The organism is Micromonospora desertarenae (genome assembly GCF_056150265.1).
This window is the reverse complement of the sequence record NZ_JAXCFQ010000012.1, coordinates 56269-77268: the sequence shown is the minus strand read 5'-3', so window position 1 is coordinate 77268 and position 21000 is coordinate 56269. Positions and strand designations below refer to the sequence as shown.

The following is a 21000-nucleotide window of genomic DNA, read 5'->3' as shown; positions in this document are numbered from 1 at the left end:
AGCCGGTCGGTAGGGTGCAGCACGTGCCGGACCATGCCGAACCGCCCCAGACACCCGCCCCGGGCAGCGCCGCCGCCGGTCCCAGGGCGTCCCGCCGGCCCGTGAAGGCGGTCCTGTTCGACTTCCACGGCACCCTGGCCCAGGTCGAGGAGGCCCGCGCGTGGGTGCTGGCCGCCGCCGCGACCTGCGGGGTGACCCTGGACCGGGCCCGGGCCACCGCGCTGGCCGACCGGCTGCTCACCGCCGGCCGGGCGGGTGGCCCACTGCCGGCCCGGGTGCCGCCCCGGCTGGCCGAGCTCTGGGCCGACCGCGACCTCTACCCGCACGCCCACCGGGGCGCGTACACCGGGCTCGCCGAGACGGTGGACGCCGGCATCGACGGCTTCGCCGAGGCGCTCTACGAGCGGCTGCTGGTGCCCGACGGCTGGGTGCCCTACCCGGACGCCCGGCCCACGCTCAGCGCGCTGCGCGAGGCGGGGGTACGGGTCGCCGTGGTGAGCAACATCGGCTTCGACATCCGGCCGCACTTCGCCGCCTGGGGGCTGGCCGACCTGGTCGACGCGTTCGTGCTGTCGTACGAGGTGGGGCGCTGCAAGCCCGACCCGGCGATCTTCTGGCGCGCCTGCGGGATGCTCGGTGTCGACCCGGAGCAGACGCTGATGGTCGGCGACACCCCGGCCGACGCGGGTGCGGTGGCGGCCGGCTGCGCCGTGCTGGTGCTCCCGGCCGCCGAGGCCGGCCGGGACAACGGCCTGGGCGCCGTGCTCGACCTGGCCCTGCCCGGCTGACCCACCCCGGCGGCCGCGGACGCCGTCGCGGCCCCCGCCAGCGCCCCCACCCGGGTCGGCCCACGGCAACGCTCCGCACGCCGGCTCAACCCGCGCCCGCAGGCCGGAGGCCGGCTCAGCCCCCGGCAGCGGCCGGCGCGCCGCTCACCCTCCGGCGGTTGCTCGCACGCCAGCTCAGCCGCGGACCGTGTCGCGGGCCAGCGCGACCAGGTCGGCGACGGCCGGGTGGCCGGGCGGTTCGCGCCAGGCCAGCAGCACGGTGACCGGGGGCGCGTCGGTCAACGGCAGGTACGCCACCGCCGGGTTGGGATACATCGCCGCGGTCGCGGCGGTGGTGACCCCGACGGCCCGGCCGGCGCTGATCGCCGCCAGCCAGTCGTCGGTGTTGGCCACCGGCACCACCGTGGCCGGCGCCCGGCCGGCCGGCCACAGCTCCAGGGTGGTGGTGCCGGTCGCGGCGTTCACCGCGATCGGCTGGTCGACCAGGTCGGCCAGGGTGAGCGCGGCCCGGCCGGCGAGCGGGCTGTCCGCCGGCACGGTGGCCAGCCGCGGCTCGTCGAGCAGCCGCTCGGTGCGGATCCCGGGCAGCTCCACCGGCTGGCGCAGCACGGCCACGTCGACCCGGCCCCGGGCCAGCCCGGCGGTGCGCTCGTCGATGCGCAGCAGCTCCAGCGGGGTGTGCGGGTGCTGCCGCCGCCAGCGGCGCAGCAGGGTCACCGTGTGCCCGCCCAGCGCCGACCAGGCGTGGCCCAGCCGGATCGGCCGGCCGCCCAGGTGGGCGGGGTCGAGCACGTCGTCGACAGCGGCCACCGCCGCCGCGGCGCGGTCGCGCAGCGCCCGGCCGGCGGGGGTGAGCGCCAGGTGGTGCGTGGACCGGTCGGCGAGGCGTACCCCGAGATGGGTCTCCAACTGCCGCAGCGTGCGGGAGAGCGCGGGCTGGGTGAGCCGCAGCCGGGCGGCCGCCCGGGTGATGCTGCCCTCCTCGGCGATGGCCAGGAAGGCCCGCAGGTGGCGCAGCTCCACGGTCATGACCGCCAAGCATAAGCGCGGGCGAACCGGCATTTCCGCGCGGCGCGGCGGCCTCCTAGCGTGGACAGACGTGACCGACACGCTGCGCTCCGGCCCGCCCGCTCCCGCCGCCGGGGCGGCGCCCCCGCGCGGCGACCTGCGGGCGGTGGGGCTGGTGCTCGGCGGGGCGCTGTCGGTGCAGTTCGGCTCGGCGGTGGCCGCCCTGCTCTTCCCGCGCTCCGGGGTGGCCGGCGCGGTGACGCTGCGGCTGACCGTGGGCGCGGTGCTGCTGCTGGCGGTGTGCCGGCCCCGGCTGCGCGGCTACCGGCCCGGCGACTGGGCGGCCGCCGCCGCGTTCGGGGTGGCGCTGGCCGGCATGAACTCGCTGTTCTACCAGGCCATCGAGCGCATCCCGCTGGGCCCGGCGGTGACCCTGGAGGTGCTCGGCCCGCTGACCCTGTCCGTGCTGGCCGCCCGCCGGCTGGCCAGTTGGTGCTGGGCGGGGCTCGCCGCGGCCGGGGTGGCCCTGCTCGGGCAGGGCGGCTTCGACCGGCTCAACCCGGTCGGCGCCGGTTTGGCGCTCGCCGCCGGCGCGATGTGGGCGGCGTACATCGTCTTCAGCGCCCGGGTCGGGCAGCGCTTCCCGGGCGCCGACGGCCTGGCCCTGGCGCTCGCCGTCGCCGCGCTGCTCACCCTGCCGGCCGGGCTGCTCGGGTCGGGGACGGCGCTGCTGGACCCGACGGTGCTGGCGCTGGGCGCGACGGTGGCCGTGCTCTCCTCGGTGCTGCCGTACACCCTCGAACTGCTCGCCCTGCGCCGGCTGCCCACGCACACCTTCGCCGTGCTGATGAGCCTCGGGCCGGCCATCGCCGCGCTCGCCGGCTGGCTGGTGCTGGACCAGGCGCTCAGCCTGCCCGAGGTGCTGGCGATCGGGCTGGTGATCGCGGCCAGCATCGGCGCGGTGCGGGTCAGCGCAGCAGCCGCAGCGCCGCCGGCGCAGCCGTGACGGTGACCGGCAGGTCCAGCAGCCGCTCGCCGTCGGCGTACGTGGTGATGCCCTCGGCGGCCAGTTCCACCTCCCGCACCCGGTAGCTGCGCACCAGCGGATGCCGCACGTGGGTGCCCTGGTAGATGCTCGGCTTCACGCGCATCAGGGTGGGCCGGTCGAACCGCCCGCCGACCACCACGTCGAGCAGCCCGTCGGTGAGGTCCGCGTCCGGGCAGATCCGCATGCCGCCGCCGTAGCTGGGCGCGTTGCCGACCGCCACCAGCACCGCGTCGACCTCCTGCGGCTCGCCGTCGAGGCGCAGCGTGTAGCGGCGCGGCCGCAGCCGGGCCAGTTCCACCAGGATCGCCAGGTCGTACCGGCGCGGGCCGCGCGGCCAGCGCATCCGGTTGGCCCGCTCGTTGACGATCGCGTCGAAGCCGGCCGCCAGCACCGCTCCGTACCAGCGCCGGGTGCCGTCGGCGCCGGTCAGCCGGGCCAGGTCGACCGGGCGGGTGCGGCCGGCGCGCAGCGCCTCGGCGATCACCTCGGCGGCGGCGAGCGGGTCGGCCGGGAAGCCGGTGTCCACCGCGAAGTCGTTGCCGGTGCCGGCCGGCACCGCACCGAACGGGATGGCCGTCCCGGCGACCGCCTGCACCGCCCGGTGCACGGTGCCGTCGCCGCCCACCGCGACCAGGGCGGCCACCCCGTCGGCGACGGCGGCGTGGCAGGCCGCCTCGGCCTGGTCGGCGCTGCGCGCCTCGAGCAGCCGCAGCGGCCGGCCGGCGGCGGCGAGCCGGTCCAGCAGCCCGGGCAGCAGTGCCCGGTGCCGCCCCCGGCCGGCGGTCGGGTTGGCCAGTACGGCGACGGGACCGTCGGGGGCGACGGAGGGGTGATCGTCAGCGGTCACGGCGAGCACCGTACCGCCACCGGCAACGCCACCGACCTCGGCCGGCAGGCCGTCACCGGCTGTCCGGACGGCGTCACCGCGCCACGCTTAACGGTCCGGCCACCGGGGACACGCCGGCATGCCCGACGAGCGTCCCGGCCGGTTCCCGGCGCCCGCGCGGCCGGAGCCGGAGGTCGAGGAGGCCTTCGGCCGGATCGTCGAGGAGGGGACCGTACGGCTGGCCCGGCCGTGGCCGTCCCTGGTCGTCACGGGCCTGCTCGGTGGCGTGGACGTGGGCACCGGCGTGCTGGCGTACCTGCTGGTCGAGCGGGCCACCGGGGAGCCGCTGCTGGCCGGCGTGGCGTTCAGCGTCGGCTTCGCCGCACTGCTGCTGGCCCGCAGCGAACTGTTCACCGAGAACTTCCTGGTGCCGGTGACCGCGGTGGCCGCCCGGCACGGGCGCCCGCGCGCCCTGCTCCGGCTCTGGTCCGTCGCGCTCGCCGGCAACCTGCTCGGCGGCTGGCTGATCGCCTGGCTGATCACCCACGCCTACCCGGAGCTGCGGGAGACCGCGATCGCCACCGGCACCCACTACGCGCAGCTCGGCGTCAACCTGCGCTCGTTCGCGCTCGCGGTGCTGGCCGGCATGGTGATCACCCTGATGACCCGGATGCAGCACGCCACGGAGAACCTCGGCGTCCGGCTGGTCGCGGCACTGCTGTTCGGCGCCCTGCTCGCCGGGGGGCGGCTCTTCCACAGCGTGCTCGACTCGATCTTCATGTTCGCCGCGCTCACCACGGGCGGGGCGCCCTTCGGCTACCTGGACTGGCTCGGCGCGCTCGCCTGGTCGGCGTTCGGCAACATGGTGGGCGGGGTGGGCCTGGTCGCGTTCCTGCGGATGCCCCGGGTGTCGCACCGGTTGGCGCGGGAGCGGGCCCGCCCCCGGTGACCGCGGGCTGAGACGGCGGAAGCCGCCCACCGGGGGCGGCTTCCGTCGGGGTCGCGACGCGGCGTCACGTCATGTCGTCGTAGCGGCGGTCGATCGGGGTCGGCGCGGCGATCGGCTCCGGGGCGGCGATCGGCGCGGCGGCGTCGACCCGCTCCCCCGCCTCCACCGGCTCCCGGTCGAACTCCAGCGGCGACACCTCGTCGTCGGCGAGGCCGGCGTAGACCTCCTTGCCGCGTCCCCGGCGCCGGTCGTTGAGGAACGCGACGCCGACGGCGGCGAAGTAGAGCGCGCAGAGGCAGATCGCCAGGGCGGTCATCCCGAACGGGTCCGGGGTGGGGGTGACCACCGCGGAGAAGGCGAAGAAGACGAAGACCGCCACCCGCCACCAGCCCAGCAGCCGCTTCGCGCTGGCGATGCCGACGAAGTTGAGCATCAGCACCAGCAGCGGGAACTCGAACGCCACCCCGAAGAGCAGGATGAGGTTGGTGATGAACGAGACGTAGCGGGTGATGTCCAGGGTGGTGTTGATCTCGCTGCCGGAGATGTCCAGCAGGAACTCCAGGCCCTTCGAGGTGACGAAGTAGGCCAGCACCGCGCCGGCGGCGAACAGCGGCGCCGCCAGCCCGGTGAAGACGTACGCGTAGCGCCGCTCGTGCCGGTGCAGGCCCGGCGCGATGAAGGCCCAGAGCTGGTAGAGCCAGATCGGCGCGGCGAGGATCAGCCCGACCCAGAGCCCGATCTTCAGGTTGAGCAGGAACAGGTCGGCCGGCCCGAGCTGGACGAAGTCGCAGGCGCCGTTGGTCGTCTGCGCCTGCGGCAGGTCGCAGTACGGCCGCTTGAGCACGTTCAGCACCGGGCCGGCGAGCCAGATGCCGAAGCCGAAGCCGACCAGGATCGCCAGCGACGCCTTGAACAGGCGGTTGCGCAGCTCGCGGACGTGCTCGATCAGGGTCATCGAGCCGTCGGCGGCCCGCTGGAAGTTGCTCGGACCGCGCTTACGGAGACCGAAGGCCACGGTGGCGGGCCCTTCGGTCAGTTGTCGCGGACGCGGTGCACCGGGTCAACGACCGGCTGCTGCGGCGGGGCCTGGTAGGGCGCCTGCTGCGGGGCCTGCTGCCCGGCGTGCGGCGGCAGCGGCTGGTAGCCGGCCTGCGCGTCGGCCTTCTCGGCCAGGTCGCGGTCGTCGTCGTGCAGGCTCTTCGTCTCGGCCTTGATGATCCGCAGCGAGCGGCCCAGCGAACGGGCCGCGTCGGGGAGCCGCTTCGCGCCGAAGAGCAGGATCAGCACGACCACGAGTACGGCGATGTGCCACGGCTTGAGGGCACCCATGGGAAGCTCCAGTCGCTCTGTGTGTCTGGCAAGGGGTGTGTCGCAGCCCATCGTACGTGCGCCGAAGGCCGTTGCCACCCGCCGGGCGGTGGTGGTTCGGCCCGGCCGGTGAAGTCTTGACCAACCCCGAGTGTCCCGTCAACCGCCCGCGCCCGATCGTTCCTGCGCGCAATCCGGCCGGACCGCGCAGGGACGACAACGACGGTCGATCAGTCGCCGCGCTTCGCCTTGATCAGTTCCAGCCGCCGCTGGGCGGTGTCGAGCTGCTCCTGTAGCGTCTCGGCGCGCTGCTGGAGGCTCTCCGCGCTGTCCCGCAGCGCCTCCGCCTCGGTCGCCCGCCGTTGCAGGGCCAGCGCCGCACGGCGCAACCGGGGCAGCCGGGCCAGCACCGTCCGGACGGCCAGGGCGAACCCGACGAGCGCGACCAGCACCACCGCGAGCACGATCCACGTCACCACGGCGGTCAGCCTACTGGGCGCCCGCCGTCATCGCCGGATCGGTGGACGGCGCCGCAGCCGTGTCGGGTCCGCCCGCCGGTTGCGCGGGCGCGGGGCCGGGGACCGGCGAGGCGTACGCGTCGAGCGCCGCCGCGGCCGCCGCGCGCACCTGTTCGGCCAGCTCGACCGGGGCGACCACGGTCACCTCCGGGCCGAGGCCGAGCACGAACCGGCGGGCCCAGGCCAGGTCGGTCACCCGCAACGAGACCAGCCACTGGTCGCCGTCGCCGGCCGCCACCGACTCGCACGGGTAGTACTCGGTGATCCACCGCTCGCTCCGGCCGACCCGCAGGGTGATCAGCGGCAGGTCCGGCGAGGGGCGGAACACCCCGTCGCTGAGGTCGTGCGGGCGGGCCTGCGGCGGCACCACGGCCGGCTCGTCCAGCTCGGTGACCGCGTCGATCCGGTCGGAGCGGAACAGCCGCACCGCCTCGGCCCGGCGGCACCACGCCTCCACGTACGCCCGCCCGCCGACCATCAGCATCCGCAGCGGGTCGACCACCCGTTCGGTGGTCTCGTCCCGGGCGGCCGTGTAGTAGGTGATCCGCAGCGCCCGGCCGCTCTCCACGGCGGCCCGCAGCTCCTGCACCCGGCGGGTGTCGGCGGGCAGCCGGACCTCGACCGGCGCGGTCACCAGGTCACCCGCCGCGTCCTCGATCTTGGCCAGCGCCCGTTCCACCGCCTCCCGGTTGGCCACCCCCGGCGTCTCGGCGAGCATCCGCAGCGCCACCACCAGGGCGAGCGCCTCGTCCGGGGTGAGCCGCAGCGGCCGGTCGATGCCGGCGTCGTAGGTGATGGTGACCCGGTCGCCGTCGAAGGCCATGTCGATCAGGTCGCCGGGCCCGTAGCCGGGCAGCCCGCACACCCAGAGCAGTTCCAGGTCCTCGCGCAGCTGCCGCTCGGTGACGCCCAGGTCGCCGGCCGCCTCGGCGATCTCGATGCCGGGGCGGGCCAGCAGGTAGGGCACCAGGTTGAGCAGCCGGGCGAGCCGGTCGGCGGAGGCCCGGCCGCCCTTGGCCGCCGGGCGGGTCATCGGGCCCCTCCGGTGGCGGCCAGGTCCTCGTGCCGGGTGGCGATCTCCTTGAGCCGCTGGATGACCGCCTCGCGCACCTCCGGCGGGTCGAGCACCCGCACGTCCGGGCCGTAGCCGACCAGCTGGCCGGCGAGCGAGTCCGGGTCGGCGTACGGCAGCACCAGCCGGTCGGCGGCGCCGCCCGGGGTGACGCTCACCGCCCAGCGGCGCAGCCCCGCGGCGCGGCCGGGGGTGACCAGCACGGTGGCCCGGCCGGCCCGCTCCACCGGGCCCGACCAGCGGGCCACGTGGCTGATCAGGTCGACCCCGGCCGGCGGCTGGTAGCCGCCCGGCTGGCCGGTGACCCGGACCGCGCCGACCACCCGGGAGAGCCGGAAGCAGCGGGTGGCCGCCCGGTCCAGGTCGTGCCCGACCACGTACCACCGGCCGCGCCAGCAGACCACGCCCCACGGCTGGAGGCGGCGCCGGCTCGGCGCGTCCCGATCGGGCACCCGGTAGTCGAAGCTGACCTCGCGGCGGTCCCGGGCGGCGGCGGTGAGCGGCGCGAACGCCGGATCGACCGTGACCATCGGCTCCAGGCCCAGGGTGGCCTGCGGGTCCACGTCGACGCCGGCGGCGCGCAGCTTGGCCAGCCCGGAGGAGGCGGCGGCGGCCAGGCCGGCGTGCTGCCAGAGCCGGGCGGCGATGCCCACCGCGGCGGCCTCGTCCGGTTCGAGGGGGATGTCGGGCAGGGCGTACTCCCGGCGGGCGATCCGGTAGCCGGGCTCGGCGTCGAAGACGCTCGCCGTCCCGGTCTCCAGCGGCACGCCCAGCTCCCGCAGTTCGGCCTTGTCCCGCTCGAACTTGCGCTGGAACGCCTCGTGGTCGCGGGCGTCGTCCGGGTCGTGCTCGTAGCCGGGCACGGTCGCGGCGATCTGCGCGGCGGTCAGGAACCGTCGCGTGGACAGCAGGCAGATCACCAGGTTGACCAGGCGCTCGGTGCGGGTCCGCGACACGCGGTAACGCTAGCAGCCCGCGTGCCGGGAACGCGCACCCACGCGCCGGGGACGGCGGCGGCACCCGCCGCGTCGCCCGGCGGGAGGTCGCCGGCGGCCATAGGGTGACCTGGTGACCGCGCCGACCGTCCGGACCGAGAGCGTCGGCACGGTGGTCGTCGCCGGGGCCGCCAACCTCGCCATCGCGGTGGCGAAGCTGGTCGCCGGGCTGATCTCCGGTTCGGCGGCGATGCTCTCCGAGGCGGTCCACTCGGTCGCCGACACCACCACCGAGGTGCTGCTCTACCTGGCGCTGCGCCGGGGCGCGCGGCCGGCGGACGCCCGGCGCCCGTTCGGCTACGGCAAGGAGAGCTACGTCTGGGCGTTCCTGGCCGCGCTGTTCACGTTCGTCGCCGGGGCCGGCTTCGCCGTCACCCACGGCGTCACCACCATCCTCGTGCACGAGCACAGCGGCGACTACCTGGTCTCGTACGTGGTGCTGGCGGTCTCGTTCGTGATCGAGTCGGTCTCCCTGGCCCGGGCCGCCCGCCAGGTCCGCGGCGAGTCCCGGCGCTGGCGCACCACCCCGCGGCGCTACCTGCGGCTGACCGCGGACACCACGGTGAAGGCGGTCTTCCTGGAGGACAGCGCCGCCCTGATCGGGCTGGTGCTGGCCGCCGCCGGGGTGGCGCTGTCCGAGCTGACCGGCGACGAACTCTACGACGGGATCGCCTCGATCCTGATCGGCGTGCTGCTCCTGGTGGTCGCCGTGACGCTGGCGCTGCGCAACCTGTCGCTGCTGGTGGGGCGGTCGGTGCCGGACCGGCTGCGCCGGGAGATCGAACGCGAGCTGGCCGACCTGCCCGCGGTGCGGCGGATCGACACCCTGCTGACCATGCAGATCGGCCCGGCCGACATCCTGGTCGCCGCCAAGGTCGACTTCGACGACGTGGCCACCGGCGGGCAGATCGAGGCCGCCGCCGACGCCGCGGAGCGCCGGCTGACCGGCCGCTGGCCGGAGATCCGGTACGTCTTCCTCGACCCGACCCCGGCCGCCGCGCGCGGCAACCGACCCGACCGGTACGACCCCGGCCGGCCACCGGCCGGCACCGGGCCCGACTGACGCCACCGTCCGGCGACGGCCCTGGGGGCAGCGGGCCGCACCGGCCAGCCTGACGGCAGCGGACGGCACCGGGCCCGCCTGGCGGCATCGGGGTGGCGGCGGCCGGCACGACCGCCGGCGCCCGGACGCCGGCGGAACGGCTGCCCGCCCCGCGCCGACCCACCGGGCGTCACGCCGGCGGTCCCCCGCCCCGGTCGCCGCCACCCGCCCCCGATACGGTGCCGGGCATGGTGCGATGGCGGTCCGGAACGGTGACGGCGCTGCGGCGGCAGTGGGCCGGGGCGGTCGAACTCGACGTCGCCCTGCCGGACGGCGGCACCATGCGGGCGCTGGCCTACCCCGAGCTCGTCGGCCGGCCGGAACCCGGCGACCGGGTGCTGCTCAACGCCGGCGCGCTGCTGATGGGGCTCGGCACCGGCGGTTACGCCCTGGTGGTGGCGCTGCCGGACCGGCTACCGCCGGACCCGCCGCAGGCGCTGGACAGCCGCGACGCCGGCCACCTGGTCAAGGCCCGCTACACCCCGTTGCAGCCGATCCTGCTCGGCGTGGACGAGGAGGCGTCACCGCACCGGGCGGTGCTCGCGGCCGCCGAGGACGTCGCCGGCCTGCCCGTGGTCACCGCCGACCTGCACTCGGCGCTGCCGGCGATCCTGGCCGGGATCCGCGCCGACGTCCCCGGCGCGCGGGTGGCCTACCTGCTCACCGACGGCGGGGCGCTGCCCGCCTGGTTCTCCCGCACCCTCGCCGGGCTGCGCGACGAACTGGTCGGCACGATCACCGTCGGGCAGGCGTTCGGCGGCGACCTGGAGGCGGCCACCCTGCACAGCGGACTGCTCGCCGCCCGGCACGTGCTCCACGCCGACCTGGCGATCGTCGCCCAGGGGCCGGGCAACCTGGGCACCGGCACCCGCTGGGGCTTCTCCGGGGTGGCCGTCGGCGAGGCGGTCAACGCGATCGCCGCGCTGGGCGGGCGGCCCGTCGGGTCGCTGCGCATCTCCGCCGCCGACCCGCGTCCCCGGCACCGCGGCGTGTCGCACCACAGCCTCACCGCGTACGGCCGGGTGGCGCTGGCCGCCGCCGAGCTGGTGGTGCCCGACGGCCTCGACCCGGCGCTGGCCGCCGAGGTCGACGCGACCCTGGACCCGCTGGCGGCGCGGCACCGGATCGTCCGGGTGCCCACCGACGGGCTGGACGCCGCGCTGCGCGCCACCGCTGTGCCACTGTCCACCATGGGCCGTGGCCTGGACGCCGACCACGCCTACTTCCTGGCCGCCGCCGCGGCCGGCCGGCACGCCGCCCGCCTCGCGGGCTGAGCCGCTCCGCCGCGCCGTCCGGCGGTGCCGCTACCGGACGACCGGCCGCTTGTCCCGGGGCAGCGCCTCGATCAGCTCCCGGGGCAGGTTCAGGGTGTCCGCGACCACCTGGTGCGGGGTGTTCGCCATCCACTGGGCCAGCGAGATGTCGGCGAACCGCGGCTTGCGGAACATCTCCAGGAACACCAGCGGCTCGCTGCCCCGGTTCTCGATGTAGTGCCCGTAGGCGAACGGCACGTAGCCCACGTCGCCGGCCCGGAAGTCGAAGGTGCGGGCCGCGCCGGTGCCGGCGAACACCCCCATCCGGCCCCGCCCGGAGATGTAGTACTGCCACTCGTCGTCGGTGGGATGCCAGTGCAGCTCCCGCAGCCCGCCCGGATCGACCTCCACCAGCGCGGCGCAGATGGTGGTGGCGGCCGGGAAGTTCGACACGTCGGCGATGCGCACCGAGCCGCCCGGGAAGCGGTGCGGCTGCTGGGCCAGCATCCGGTGGCTGAACGTGCTCGGCACGTCCCCGGTCGGGCTGATTACCCGGTCCCGCTCCAGCGGCGGCGGCACCTGGCCGGCGAAGATGTACCTCTCCCGCTCGGGCAGGTTCGCCAGCTGCTCCGGCGCCCAGCCGAAGTTCTTCGCCAGCACGTCGCGCGGGGTGTGCGCGAAGAAGTCGCTGATCAGGAAGGTGCCGTTCTCCGAGAACGCGCCGTCGTCGAAGACCAGCAGGAACTCCACCCCCTCGTCGAGGGCCTGGATGTGGTGCGGCACCCCCTGCGGGAAGAACCACAGGTCCCCGGCGCGGACGTCGTCGAGGAAGGTACGGCCCTCCTGGTCGACCGCGCTGATCCGGCAGCTGCCCCGCAGCACGTACGCCCACTCGGACTGCTTGTGCCAGTGCAGCTCCCGGTAGGCGCCCGGTTCCAGCCGCATGTCCACGCCGCTGAGTTCGGTGGCGATCGGCAGCTCACGCTGGGTGACCTCGCGGGTCCAGCCGCCCCGCTCGATCCGGTTGTGCGCGTCGGAGAAGGAGAAGCGCAGGTTCGGCACGGTCCCCGCGTCGGTCGGCGGCGGGGTCAGCAGGTCCGGGTTCTCCCGGTCCCGCAGGACGTCCCGCGGCCCGGGGTCGTCGCCACCCCGTATCCCCCGCTGCGGTTGTGGCAGCCGTTCCTCGCCCATGCGTCCGCCTCTCCCGGGTCGGCCGGTCCGCGCCGCGCCCGGCGGGCGCCGCGGGCCGCGTGGCCGCAGCCCCGGTCCCGGGCCGCCACGTCGGCGGCCCCCGGGTACCCGTCGACTGGACCCGGCCGGGCCAACCAGTGGCCCGCCGGGGTCAGCGGAAGCGGCGCGGGCCGGGCCGGTCAGGCGAGGAAGATCAGGCCGAGCCAGGCGCCGACGATCACCACCAGCGCGACCGCGAGCACCCAGGTCGGCACCGTGTACTCACCGCGGCGGTTGCGCTCGATCTCGGCGCGGATCTTCTCGCGGCGGCGCTCGATGAAGTTCGGCCGCTGCCGGTCGCCGCCGGAAGGTTCGGAAGTCGTCATGGCGCGGTCAGCCTACCCGGCCGCCCGGCCCCGGACGGTACCGCCGTGGGGGCCGGGCGGCGCGCCGTCACATGCTGGCGATCAGCCGCTCCACCCGCTCGTCGTACGCCCGGAACGGGTCCTTGCAGAGCACTGTGCGCTGCGCCTGGTCGTTGAGCTTCAGGTGCACCCAGTCGACGGTGAAGTCGCGCCGCTTCTCCTGGGCGTGCCGGATGAACTCGCCGCGCAGCCGGGCGCGGGTGGTCTGCGGCGGGGTCTCCTTGGCCTCGAAGATCTCCGGGTCGGTGGCCACCCGGTCCACCTCGCCGCGCCGCTCCAGCAGCCCGTAGAGGCCGCGGCCACGGCGCAGGTCGTGATAGGCGAGGTCCATCTGCGCCACCCGGGGGTGCGACAGCGGCAGGTCGTGCTTGCGCTGGTAGCGCTCGATCAGGCGCAGCTTGGTCACCCAGTCGATCTCCCGGGCCACCGGCTCCAGGTCGCCGGTCTCCACCGCGCGCAGCACCCGGCCCCACAGCTCCACCACCCGCTTGGCGGTCTGGTCGCCGCCGCGCCGCTCGACGAACTCGGTCGCCTTGGCCAGGTACTCCTGCTGGATCTCCAGCGCGCTCACCTCCTTGCCGGAGGCGAGGCGCACCTTGCGCCGGCCGGTGATGTCGTGCGACACCTCGCGGATCGCCCGGATCGGGTTCTCCAGGGTGAGGTCGCGCATCACCACGCCGGCCTCGATCATCCGCAGCACGATGTCGGCGGTGCCGACCTTCAGCAGCGTGGTGACCTCGTTCATGTTGGAGTCGCCGACGATGACGTGCAGCCGGCGGTAGCGCTCCGCGTCGGCGTGCGGCTCGTCCCGGGTGTTGATGATCGGCCGGCTGCGGGTGGTCGCCGAGGAGACGCCCTCCCAGATGTGCTCGGCGCGCTGGGACAGGCAGTAGACCGCGCCGCGCGGGGTCTGCAGTACCTTGCCCGCGCCGCAGATCAGCTGCCGGGTGACCAGGAACGGGATCAGCACGTCGGCCAGCCGGCCGAACTCGCCGTGCCGGGAGACCAGGTAGTTCTCGTGGCAGCCGTACGAGTTGCCGGCCGAGTCGGTGTTGTTCTTGAACAGGTAGATCTCACCCGCGATGCCCTCGTCGTGCAGCCGCTTCTCCGCGTCGACGAGCAGCCCCTCCAGGATCCGCTCGCCGGCCCGGTCGTGGGCGACCAGGTCGACCACCGAGTCGCACTCCGGGGTGGCGTACTCGGGGTGCGAGCCGACGTCGAGGTAGAGCCGGGCGCCGTTGCGCAGGAACACGTTGCTCGACCGGCCCCAGGACACCACCCGGCGGAAGAGGTACCGGGCGACCTCGTCAGGGGAGAGCCGCCGCTGCCCCCGATAGGTGCAGGTGACGCCGTACTCGGTCTCGAGGCCGAAGATTCGCCGCTCCATGATGAGACATTAGCCGCCCGGAGGGCCCGTTCGTCACTGTCACACCACAGGTCGTCATCCGCGGGGCGGTCAATTCCCGGCCGATTGCGGCATACCGTCCGGCCCCAGGCTCGCCACGTACGACCGGCAGGTCGCGTGCTCGGGCAGCAGGCCGGTCTCGCGCGCCCGCGCCAGGCTGGGCGCGGCGGCGTCGCGGGCCGACAGTTGCGGCTCCTCGACCGGCCACTCGATGCCCAGCTCCGGGTCCAGCGGGTGCACCGCGTGCTCCCCGGTCGGGTTGTAGGTGGTGGAGCAGAGGTAGCTCAGCGTCGCGTCGTCGGTCAGCGCGCAGAACCCGTGCCCCAGCCCTTCGCTCAGGTAGACCGCGCGGCGGTCCACCTCGTCCAGCCGGACGCCCTCCCAGCGGCCGAACGTGGGCGAGCCGACCCGCAGGTCGACCACCACGTCGAGCACCGCGCCGCGTACGCAGGTGACGTACTTGGCCTGGCCGGGCGGCACGTCGGCGAAGTGGATGCCGCGCACCACGCCCCGGGCCGAGACCGACAGGTTGCCCTGGGCCAGCCGCAGCGGATGCCCCACCGCCTCGGCGAGCCGGTCGAACCGGTACCACTCCATGAACAGCCCGCGCGGGTCGCCGTGCTGCTGCGGGGTGATCTCCCAGGCGCCCTCGATGCCCAACGGCCGGATCTTCACCGGGCCAGCCTTTCCTTCGCGACTGCGGGGCTCGCAAGCTCGCTCCTCGCGCTCACCGGGGCACCGCCTGGCCGTCCCGCTCGGCCAGCAGCCCGAGCAGGTAGTCGCCGTAGCCGCTCTTGGTCAGCGGCTCGGCCAGCTCGCGCAGCTGCGCGTCGTCGATCAGGCCGGCCCGCCAGGCCACCTCCTCGACGCAGCCGATCTTCATGCCCTGCCGCTCCTCGATCACCCGGACGAACTCGGCGGCCTGCATCATCGAGGTGAAGGTGCCGGTGTCCAGCCACGCGGTGCCCCGGTCCAGCACGGTCACCGACAGCTCGCCGGTCTCCCGGTACGCCTCGTTGACCGCGGTGATCTCCAACTCGCCGCGGGCGCTCGGGGTGAGCTTGCGGGCGATGTCGACCACGCGGTTGTCGTAGAAGTACAGCCCCGGCACCGCGTACCGGGACTTGGGCCGGACCGGCTTCTCCTCGATCGAGAGCACCGTGCCGCCCTCGTCGAACTCGACCACCCCGTACGCCTCCGGGTTGGCCACCGGGTAGGCGAAGACCCGCCCGCCGACCAGGTCGCCGTGCGCGGCCAGCTGCCGGCCCAGCCCCACGCCGTGGAAGATGTTGTCGCCCAGGATCAGCGCCACCGCCTCGTCGCCGATGAAGTCCGCGCCGAGCACGAACGCCTGGGCGATGCCCTCCGGGCGGGCCTGGACGACGTACTCCAGCCGCAACCCCCACTGGCTGCCGTCGCCCAGCAGCCGCTGGAACTGGCTCTGGTCCTCCGGCGTGGTGATCACCAGGATCTCCCGGACGCCGGACATCACCAGCGTGGAGAGCGGGTAGTAGACCATCGGCTTGTCGAAGACCGGCATCAGCTGCTTGGACACCGCCCGGGTGATCGGCCAGAGCCGGGATCCGGTGCCACCGGCGAGTAGGATTCCGCGCACCGGGGGAGCCTACCGGGACCGGGCCGAACCGGACAGCCGGGTCCGCGTCCCCCGGCCCCGCCGTCACGTCGCGTACACTTCCGGACCCGTGAGGATCCTCGTCACCGGCGGAGCCGGATTCATCGGGTCGGAGTACGTCCGCATGCTGCTGGGCGTGCCCCTCGGCAGCGCCACGGGTGTGCCCGCGATCGAACCTGCCGCCGTGACCGTGCTCGACAAGCTGACCTACTCGGGCAACCTGGCCAACCTGGCGCCGGTGCGCGAGGACCCCCGGTTCCGCTTCGTGCAGGGCGACATCTGCGACCCGGCCCTGGTCGAGCAGGTCGTGCCCGGTCACGACGTGATCGTGCACTTCGCCGCCGAATCGCACGTCGACCGCTCGATCGCCGGCGCCGCGCCGTTCGTCACCACCAACGTGCTCGGCACCCAGACCCTGCTCGACGCCGCGCTGCGCCACGGCACCGGCCGGTTCGTGCACGTCTCCACCGACGAGGTGTACGGCTCGATCGACGAGGGGTCCTGGACGGAGACCTGGCCGCTGGCGCCGAACTCGCCGTACTCGGCCTCCAAGGCCGGCTCCGACCTGCTCGCCCTGGCCTACCACCGCACCCACGGGATGGACGTGGTGGTCACCCGCTGCTCCAACAACTACGGGCCCTACCAGTTCCCGGAGAAGGTCATCCCGCTCTTCGTCACCAACCTGCTCGACGGCGGGACCGTGCCGCTCTACGGCGACGGCGGCAACGTGCGCGACTGGCTGCACGTGCACGACCACTGCCGGGGCATCGCGCTGGTGCAGCAGAAGGGCCGCGCCGGTGAGGTGTACAACATCGGCGGCGGCACCGAGCTGACCAACAAGGAGCTCACCGGCCGGCTGCTGGAGGCCTGCGGGGCCGGCTGGGACCGGGTCGTCCCGGTCGCCGACCGCAAGGGCCACGACCGCCGCTACTCGCTGGACATCACCAAGATCAGCGAGGAGCTGGGGTACGCCCCCAGCATCGACCTGGACCGTGGGCTCGCCGACACCGTGCGCTGGTACCGCGAGAACCGGGCCTGGTGGGAGCCGCTGAAGTCCGCCCCGGCCGCATGAGCGAGCGTCAGGGAGCGAATCGTCACCGCAGCGCCACGGTCCCTCAGGGCGGCACGGAGCGCAGCGGAGTGCCGGCATGAGCCGGGTGCTCGTCACCGGCGCGGGCGGGATGCTCGGCCGGGACCTGCTCGCGGTGCTCGGCACCCGGCCGGACCTGAAGGTGACCGCCGCCACCCGGGCCGACCTCGACATCACCGACGCCAGCGCGGTCCGCGCCGCCGTCGCCGGGCACGACCTGGTGGTCAACACGGCGGCGTGGACCGACGTGGACGGGGCGGAGGAGCACGAGGCGGCCGCCACCGCCGTCAACGGCGACGCCGTCGGGCACCTCGCCGGCGCCTGCGCGGACACCGGCGCCCGGCTGGTGCACATCTCCACCGACTACGTCTTCCCCGGCGACGGCGACAGCCCGTACGCCGAGGACGCGCCGACCGCGCCGGTCAACGCGTACGGCCGCTCGAAGCTGGCCGGGGAGCGGGCCGTCGCCCGATTCCTCCCCGAAACCGGCTACGTGGTGCGCACCGCGTGGCTCTACGGCGCGCACGGGCCCAACTTCGTCGCCACCATGCTCCGGCTGGCCGAGCAGCGCGAGCAGCTCGACGTGGTCGACGACCAGCACGGCCAGCCCACCTGGTCGTACGCCCTCGCCGCGCAGCTGGTGGCGCTCGGCGACGCGGCGCTGGCCGGCCGGGCCGCTCCCGGCGTCTACCACGGCACCTGCGCCGGCCGGACCACCTGGTACGGGCTGGCCCGCGCGGTGTTCGCGCTGCGCGGGCTCGACCCGGACCGGATCCGACCCACCACCAGCGATCGGTTTCGCCGTCCCGCCCCCAGACCGGCGTACAGTGTGCTAGGGCACGGCCGTTGGGCCGCCGCGGGTCTGCCACCGCTTCCGGACTGGCACACCACCCTGGCCGACGCGTTCGCCTCCGCCACTCCACCCGCCCCGTGGAAGGTCGCATGAAGCTCACCCTCGTCACCGGCCTGACCGGCCTGCTGCTGCTCGGCACCATCGTCGAGTTGCTGCGCCGCCGGCAGCTCCGGGAGAAGTACGGCATGCTGTGGCTCGGCGTGCTGCTGGTCGTCATCCCCCTGTCGCTCTTCCCCCGACTGCTGGACAGCGTCGCCGGGATGCTCGGCGTCGCCTCCGGCGTCAGCCTCGTGCTCTTCCTCGGCATCGTCTTCCTGCTCCTGGTCTGTGTGCACCTGAGCTGGGAGGTCAGCGCGCTGGAGGAGGAGACCCGCACCCTGGCCGAAGACTTCGCCCTGCTGCGCGCCGAGATCGCCGCCGAGCGGGCCGCCCGAGACGAACTGGTGTCCAACGATGGTTAACGGCAAGCGCGTCCTGATCATCATCCCGGCGCTCAACGAGTCCGGTTCGATCGCCGACGTGGTCGGCGAGGTGCGCGGCGAACTGCCCGGCGTCGACGTGCTGGTGGTCGACGACGGCTCCACCGACCGCACCGCCGACGTCGCCGCCGCGGCCGGCGCCCGGGTCGCCCAACTGCCCTACAACCTCGGCGTCGGCGGGGCCATGCGGCTCGGCTACCGGTACGCCCGCGACCACGGCTACGACGTCGCCATCCAGATCGACGCCGACGGCCAGCACGACCCCCGCTACGTGCCGAAGCTGGTCGACCTGCTCGACGACAACGACCTGGTGATCGGCGCCCGGTTCGCCGGCGAGGGCGACTACTCCGTCCGCGGCCCGCGCCGCTGGGCGATGGTGATGCTCTCCGCCGTGCTGTCCCGGGTGGCCCGCACCAAGCTCACCGACACCACCTCCGGCTTCCGCGCCGCCAACCGTCGGGTGATCGAGATGTTCGCCCGCTGGTACCCGGCCGAGTACCTCGGCGACACCGTCGAGACGCTGGTGCACACCGCCCGCCGCGGCTACCGGATCCGGCAGGTGCCGGTGGCCATGCGCAAGCGGATGGCCGGCACACCCAGCCACTCCCCCGCCAAGGCGATGATCTACCTGGGCCGGGCGTTCGTGGTGCTCACGCTGGCGCTCATCCGCCAGTGATGCGGCGCCTGCTCGCCCTCGTCCCGCCCGGCACCGTGGCCGTCGGTGCCGGGCTGGCCCTGCTCGGGCTGGCCTCCTACGTCCACCTCGCGGTCGCCGGCCACGGCCTCACCGAGGCCGACTACAGCTCCCTGTCGGTGCTCTGGTCGATCGTGTTCACCGTCGGCATCGGCGTGTTCATCCCGGTCGAGCAGGAGGTCGCCCGGGTCGTCGCCGCCCGCCGTACGCAGGGGCTGCCGCCCGGCCCGGTGCTGGCCCGCGGCGCCGCGCTGGCCGCCGCGGTGCTGGCCGTGATGGTGCTCGCCACCGCCGCCGGCTACCGCGTGCTCGCCGACCGGCTCTTCGCCGGCGACGGCGACATGGTGCTGGTGCTGATCGGGTCGCTGGTCGCCATGGCGATCGCGTACACCACCCGCGGCGTCCTCTCCGGCCTGTCCCTCTTCCCCTGGTACGGCGGCCAGCTCGGCATCGACGGCGGGCTGCGCATCGTGATGGTCGCCCTGCTCGGCCTCGCCGGCGTCAGCTCCCCGCTGTGGTACGGGGTGGTGCTGGTGATCGCCCCGCTGGCCAGCGTGCTGTTCACCCTGCCGCCGGTGCTGCGCGCCGTCGGCGGCGGCGCGCCGGTGCCGTGGGGCGCGCTGCTGCGCGGCCTCGGGCTGCTCACCGTCTCCAGCCTGCTCTCCCAGGTCGTGGTGAACGTCGGCGTGATCAACGTCCGGCTGATCGCCCCCGACGACGTGGCCACCGCCGGGGCGCTGCTCTCCGCACTGGTGCTGGTGCGGATCCCGCTCTTCGTGTTCGGCTCCATGCAGGCGTCGCTGCTGCCCGGGCTCGCCGCCACCGCCACCACCGGCGACCGGGCCGCCTTCCACGGCCTGCTCCGCCGCTCGCTCGGCGTGGTCACCGCGCTCGGGCTGATCGGCGCGGTCGGCGCCGTGCTGCTCGGCCCGTGGCTGGTCCGTGCCCTCTTCGACGCCCCCGACGTGCTCGACCAGGTCGACTTCGCCTGGCTCGCCGTGGCCACCCTCGCCTACCTCTGGTCGATGGTGCTCGGCCAGGCCCTGCTCGCGCTGAACCGGCACCGGGCCCAGGCCCTCGCCTGGACGCTCGGCGTGGCCGCGCTGCTCGCCGTGACCCTGACCCCGGCGCCGGTCGCGCTCCGCGTCGAGCTGGCCTACACCGTCGGCTCCGTCGTGGTCGCCGGCACCATGGCGCTGCTGCTGCGCGGCGGCACCCGTCCCGTCCCCACCCCGGCCCGGCCGCTCGACGACGCCGTGGCGACTGGCGTATCCGGAGGCATCCGATGACCCGCCCCCAGGTCTCCGCGGTGATGCTCGCCTACGGCGCCGAGCCGTACCTGGTCGACGCCGCCCGGGCCGTGCTGGCCAGCACCGACGTCGAGATCGAGCTGATCGTCGTCGACAACGGGTGCACCGGCGACGGCATCGACGTGGTCAAGGGCTTCCCCGGCGTCCGGGTGATCCGCCCGGAGACCAACACCGGGTACGCCGGCGGCTGCCGGGTCGGCGCGGCCGAGGCCACCGGCGAGTGGCTCGCCTTCGTCAACTCCGACGCGATCGTCGCCCCCGACGCGCTCGCCAAGGTGGTCGCGGTCGCCGGGGAGCCCGGCGTGGGCGCCGCCATGGCCTCCATCCGGCTCGCCGAGAACCCGGATCTGATCAACACCTCCGGCAACCCGCTGCACTTCATCGGGCTCTCCTGGGCCGGCGGCAACGGCCAGCCGGCCAGCGCCCACGCGGTCCGCACCACGGTGCCCTCGCTCAGCGGCTGCTGCTTCGTCATCGGCCGGCAGCTCTGGCAGGAGCTGGACGGCTTCCCGGCCGAGTACTTCGCCTACCACGAGGACACCGAACTCAGCCTCCGCCTCTGGCAGCGCGGACTCCGCCCGCAGTACGTGCCGGACGCCGTCGTCGTGCACCACTACGAGTTCTCCCGCAACTCGCTCAAGGTCTACCTGGTCGAGCGGAACCGGCTGCTCTCCCTGCTCACCGCGTACGAGGGGCGGACGCTGGCGCTGCTGGCGCCGATGCTGCTGCTCTCCGAGGCCGCCATGCTGGTCGCCGCGCTGCTCGGCGGCTGGCCCAGGGAGAAGGTCCGCGGCTGGCGCTGGCTGTGGAGCAACCGGGCCTGGGTACGCGCCCGCCGCCGCCGTCTCCAGGCGGAGCGGACCGTTCCCGACGGCGTCATCGCGACCGTGATGACCGCGAAGGTCGACCCGTCCAACGTCGAGGCGCCGCCCGGGATGGGCATCTTCAACGTCATCGCCGCCGGCTACTGGGCGCTGGTCCGCCCGCTGCTGCGCCGGGCCTGACGGGCGCCACCGCCACTCCGCCGACCGCGCAGCCGGGACTGCCCGGCGGCACGCCCGCCCGGCGGCACTC

General features: G+C 74.8%; 23 protein-coding genes. 11 read left to right on the top strand and 12 right to left on the bottom strand.

Features of this window, described 5'->3' with window-relative positions:
* Nucleotides 1-23: 23 nt before the first annotated feature.
* Nucleotides 24-788, top strand: a complete 765-nt coding sequence (locus SM577_RS23345; protein ID WP_474587965.1) for an HAD family hydrolase — start codon at nt 24-26, stop codon at nt 786-788.
* A gap of 174 nt (nt 789-962) precedes the next feature.
* Here the strand turns inward: SM577_RS23345 and SM577_RS23340 are convergent, their stop codons facing one another.
* Entirely contained in the window at nt 963-1817 is an 855-nt protein-coding gene (locus SM577_RS23340; RefSeq protein ID WP_474587964.1) for a LysR family transcriptional regulator, read from the bottom strand.
* 70 nt (nt 1818-1887) lie between these two features.
* On the opposite strand from SM577_RS23340, the gene SM577_RS23335 reads away from it, so the two are divergent.
* Nucleotides 1888-2802: an EamA family transporter gene (locus SM577_RS23335; RefSeq protein WP_474579813.1), complete on the top strand. Its 915-nt coding sequence runs from the start codon at nt 1888-1890 to the stop codon at nt 2800-2802.
* On the opposite strand, the gene SM577_RS23330 is transcribed toward SM577_RS23335, so the two are convergent.
* Nucleotides 2765-3700: a diacylglycerol kinase family protein gene (locus SM577_RS23330; RefSeq protein WP_474587963.1), complete on the bottom strand. Its 936-nt coding sequence runs from the start codon at nt 3698-3700 to the stop codon at nt 2765-2767. The two genes, SM577_RS23335 and SM577_RS23330, sit on opposite strands and share 38 nt — an antisense overlap.
* 109 nt (nt 3701-3809) lie before the next feature.
* Here SM577_RS23330 and SM577_RS23325 point away from each other — a divergent pair, with 109 nt between their 5' ends.
* Nucleotides 3810-4619 carry a formate/nitrite transporter family protein gene (locus SM577_RS23325; RefSeq protein ID WP_474587962.1) on the top strand — a complete coding sequence of 270 codons (810 nt, stop codon included), beginning with the start codon at nt 3810-3812 and terminating at the stop codon, nt 4617-4619.
* 64 nt (nt 4620-4683) lie between these two features.
* Here the strand turns inward: SM577_RS23325 and tatC are convergent, their stop codons facing one another.
* From tatC to SM577_RS23300, 5 genes are all read right to left on the bottom strand, one after another.
* Nucleotides 4684-5634, bottom strand: a complete 951-nt coding sequence (tatC, locus tag SM577_RS23320; protein ID WP_302922711.1) for a twin-arginine translocase subunit TatC — start codon at nt 5632-5634, stop codon at nt 4684-4686.
* A gap of 17 nt (nt 5635-5651) precedes the next feature.
* Nucleotides 5652-5948 (bottom strand): Sec-independent protein translocase subunit TatA, encoded by a 297-nt coding sequence (tatA, locus tag SM577_RS23315; RefSeq protein WP_302922712.1) that lies wholly within the window; start codon nt 5946-5948, stop codon nt 5652-5654.
* A 209-nt stretch (nt 5949-6157) separates the two neighbouring features.
* On the bottom strand, nt 6158-6406 hold the full coding sequence (locus SM577_RS23310) for a DUF5320 domain-containing protein (RefSeq protein ID WP_302922713.1): 249 nt from the start codon (nt 6404-6406) through the stop codon (nt 6158-6160).
* A 10-nt stretch (nt 6407-6416) separates the two neighbouring features.
* Nucleotides 6417-7478, bottom strand: a complete 1062-nt coding sequence (locus tag SM577_RS23305; protein WP_302922714.1) for a helix-turn-helix transcriptional regulator — start codon at nt 7476-7478, stop codon at nt 6417-6419.
* Complete coding sequence (locus tag SM577_RS23300) at nt 7475-8473, bottom strand: helix-turn-helix transcriptional regulator (RefSeq protein ID WP_302922715.1); 999 nt, start codon at nt 8471-8473, stop codon at nt 7475-7477. Before SM577_RS23300 ends, SM577_RS23305 begins: the two co-directional genes overlap by 4 nt.
* Before the next feature lie 112 nt (nt 8474-8585).
* Between SM577_RS23300 and SM577_RS23295 the strand changes: the two genes are divergently transcribed.
* Nucleotides 8586-9575 (top strand): cation diffusion facilitator family transporter, encoded by a 990-nt coding sequence (locus tag SM577_RS23295; protein ID WP_302922716.1) that lies wholly within the window; start codon nt 8586-8588, stop codon nt 9573-9575.
* Nucleotides 9576-9802: 227 nt separating this feature from the next.
* Nucleotides 9803-10888, top strand: a complete 1086-nt coding sequence (locus SM577_RS23290; protein ID WP_302922717.1) for a DUF3866 family protein — start codon at nt 9803-9805, stop codon at nt 10886-10888.
* A 30-nt stretch (nt 10889-10918) separates the two neighbouring features.
* Here the strand turns inward: SM577_RS23290 and SM577_RS23285 are convergent, their stop codons facing one another.
* The 5 genes from SM577_RS23285 to rfbA all read right to left on the bottom strand — a co-directional run bounded on the left by SM577_RS23285 (nt 10919) and on the right by rfbA (nt 15482).
* A complete protein-coding gene (locus SM577_RS23285) occupies nt 10919-12058 on the bottom strand; it encodes an oxalate decarboxylase family bicupin (RefSeq protein WP_302922718.1) in 1140 nt (379 codons plus the stop codon).
* 179 nt (nt 12059-12237) lie between these two features.
* Nucleotides 12238-12423 (bottom strand): hypothetical protein, encoded by a 186-nt coding sequence (locus tag SM577_RS23280; protein WP_302922719.1) that lies wholly within the window; start codon nt 12421-12423, stop codon nt 12238-12240.
* A gap of 67 nt (nt 12424-12490) precedes the next feature.
* Nucleotides 12491-13849: a Pup--protein ligase gene (gene pafA / locus SM577_RS23275; protein ID WP_088993761.1), complete on the bottom strand. Its 1359-nt coding sequence runs from the start codon at nt 13847-13849 to the stop codon at nt 12491-12493.
* A 69-nt stretch (nt 13850-13918) separates the two neighbouring features.
* Nucleotides 13919-14542, bottom strand: a complete 624-nt coding sequence (locus tag SM577_RS23270) for a dTDP-4-dehydrorhamnose 3,5-epimerase family protein (RefSeq protein ID WP_302922720.1) — start codon at nt 14540-14542, stop codon at nt 13919-13921.
* 52 nt (nt 14543-14594) lie between these two features.
* A complete protein-coding gene (rfbA, locus tag SM577_RS23265) occupies nt 14595-15482 on the bottom strand; it encodes a glucose-1-phosphate thymidylyltransferase RfbA (RefSeq protein WP_474587961.1) in 888 nt (295 codons plus the stop codon).
* 88 nt (nt 15483-15570) lie between these two features.
* On the opposite strand from rfbA, the gene rfbB reads away from it, so the two are divergent.
* From rfbB to SM577_RS23235, 6 genes are all read left to right on the top strand, one after another.
* Nucleotides 15571-16572: a dTDP-glucose 4,6-dehydratase gene (gene rfbB, locus SM577_RS23260; protein ID WP_302922722.1), complete on the top strand. Its 1002-nt coding sequence runs from the start codon at nt 15571-15573 to the stop codon at nt 16570-16572.
* Between the two features lie 76 nt (nt 16573-16648).
* Nucleotides 16649-17536, top strand: coding sequence for a dTDP-4-dehydrorhamnose reductase (gene rfbD, locus SM577_RS23255; RefSeq protein WP_302922723.1), 888 nt, complete (start codon nt 16649-16651; stop codon nt 17534-17536).
* Nucleotides 17533-17904, top strand: a complete 372-nt coding sequence (locus SM577_RS23250) for a DUF2304 domain-containing protein (protein WP_088993756.1) — start codon at nt 17533-17535, stop codon at nt 17902-17904. Before rfbD ends, SM577_RS23250 begins: the two co-directional genes overlap by 4 nt.
* The gene (locus SM577_RS23245) at nt 17897-18598 is read left to right on the top strand and encodes a glycosyltransferase family 2 protein (RefSeq protein ID WP_302922724.1); all 702 of its coding nucleotides are present in this window, start codon (nt 17897-17899) and stop codon (nt 18596-18598) included. The genes SM577_RS23250 and SM577_RS23245 overlap by 8 nt, the downstream gene beginning before the upstream one ends.
* A complete protein-coding gene (locus tag SM577_RS23240) occupies nt 18598-19905 on the top strand; it encodes a lipopolysaccharide biosynthesis protein (protein WP_302922725.1) in 1308 nt (435 codons plus the stop codon). Before SM577_RS23245 ends, SM577_RS23240 begins: the two co-directional genes overlap by 1 nt.
* Nucleotides 19902-20930, top strand: coding sequence for a glycosyltransferase family 2 protein (locus SM577_RS23235; protein ID WP_474587960.1), 1029 nt, complete (start codon nt 19902-19904; stop codon nt 20928-20930). The genes SM577_RS23240 and SM577_RS23235 overlap by 4 nt, the downstream gene beginning before the upstream one ends.
* Nucleotides 20931-21000 lie beyond the last annotated feature (70 nt).

What these genes read in the sequence shown, in the direction of transcription:
- SM577_RS23340 (WP_474587964.1), bottom strand. Translation starts at nt 1,817, where the DNA reads ATGACCGTGGAGCTGCGCCACCTGCGGGCCTTCCTGGCCATCGCCGAG.
- SM577_RS23325 (WP_474587962.1), top strand. Translation starts at nt 3,810, where the DNA reads ATGCCCGACGAGCGTCCCGGCCGGTTCCCGGCGCCCGCGCGGCCGGAG.
- tatA (WP_302922712.1), bottom strand. Translation starts at nt 5,948, where the DNA reads ATGGGTGCCCTCAAGCCGTGGCACATCGCCGTACTCGTGGTCGTGCTG.
- SM577_RS23305 (WP_302922714.1), bottom strand. Translation starts at nt 7,478, where the DNA reads ATGACCCGCCCGGCGGCCAAGGGCGGCCGGGCCTCCGCCGACCGGCTC.
- SM577_RS23290 (WP_302922717.1), top strand. Translation starts at nt 9,803, where the DNA reads ATGGTGCGATGGCGGTCCGGAACGGTGACGGCGCTGCGGCGGCAGTGG.
- SM577_RS23285 (WP_302922718.1), bottom strand. Translation starts at nt 12,058, where the DNA reads ATGGGCGAGGAACGGCTGCCACAACCGCAGCGGGGGATACGGGGTGGC.
- SM577_RS23280 (WP_302922719.1), bottom strand. Translation starts at nt 12,423, where the DNA reads ATGACGACTTCCGAACCTTCCGGCGGCGACCGGCAGCGGCCGAACTTC.
- pafA (WP_088993761.1), bottom strand. Translation starts at nt 13,849, where the DNA reads ATGGAGCGGCGAATCTTCGGCCTCGAGACCGAGTACGGCGTCACCTGC.
- rfbD (WP_302922723.1), top strand. Translation starts at nt 16,649, where the DNA reads ATGAGCCGGGTGCTCGTCACCGGCGCGGGCGGGATGCTCGGCCGGGAC.
- SM577_RS23250 (WP_088993756.1), top strand. Translation starts at nt 17,533, where the DNA reads ATGAAGCTCACCCTCGTCACCGGCCTGACCGGCCTGCTGCTGCTCGGC.
- SM577_RS23245 (WP_302922724.1), top strand. Translation starts at nt 17,897, where the DNA reads ATGGTTAACGGCAAGCGCGTCCTGATCATCATCCCGGCGCTCAACGAG.
- SM577_RS23240 (WP_302922725.1), top strand. Translation starts at nt 18,598, where the DNA reads ATGCGGCGCCTGCTCGCCCTCGTCCCGCCCGGCACCGTGGCCGTCGGT.
- SM577_RS23235 (WP_474587960.1), top strand. Translation starts at nt 19,902, where the DNA reads ATGACCCGCCCCCAGGTCTCCGCGGTGATGCTCGCCTACGGCGCCGAG.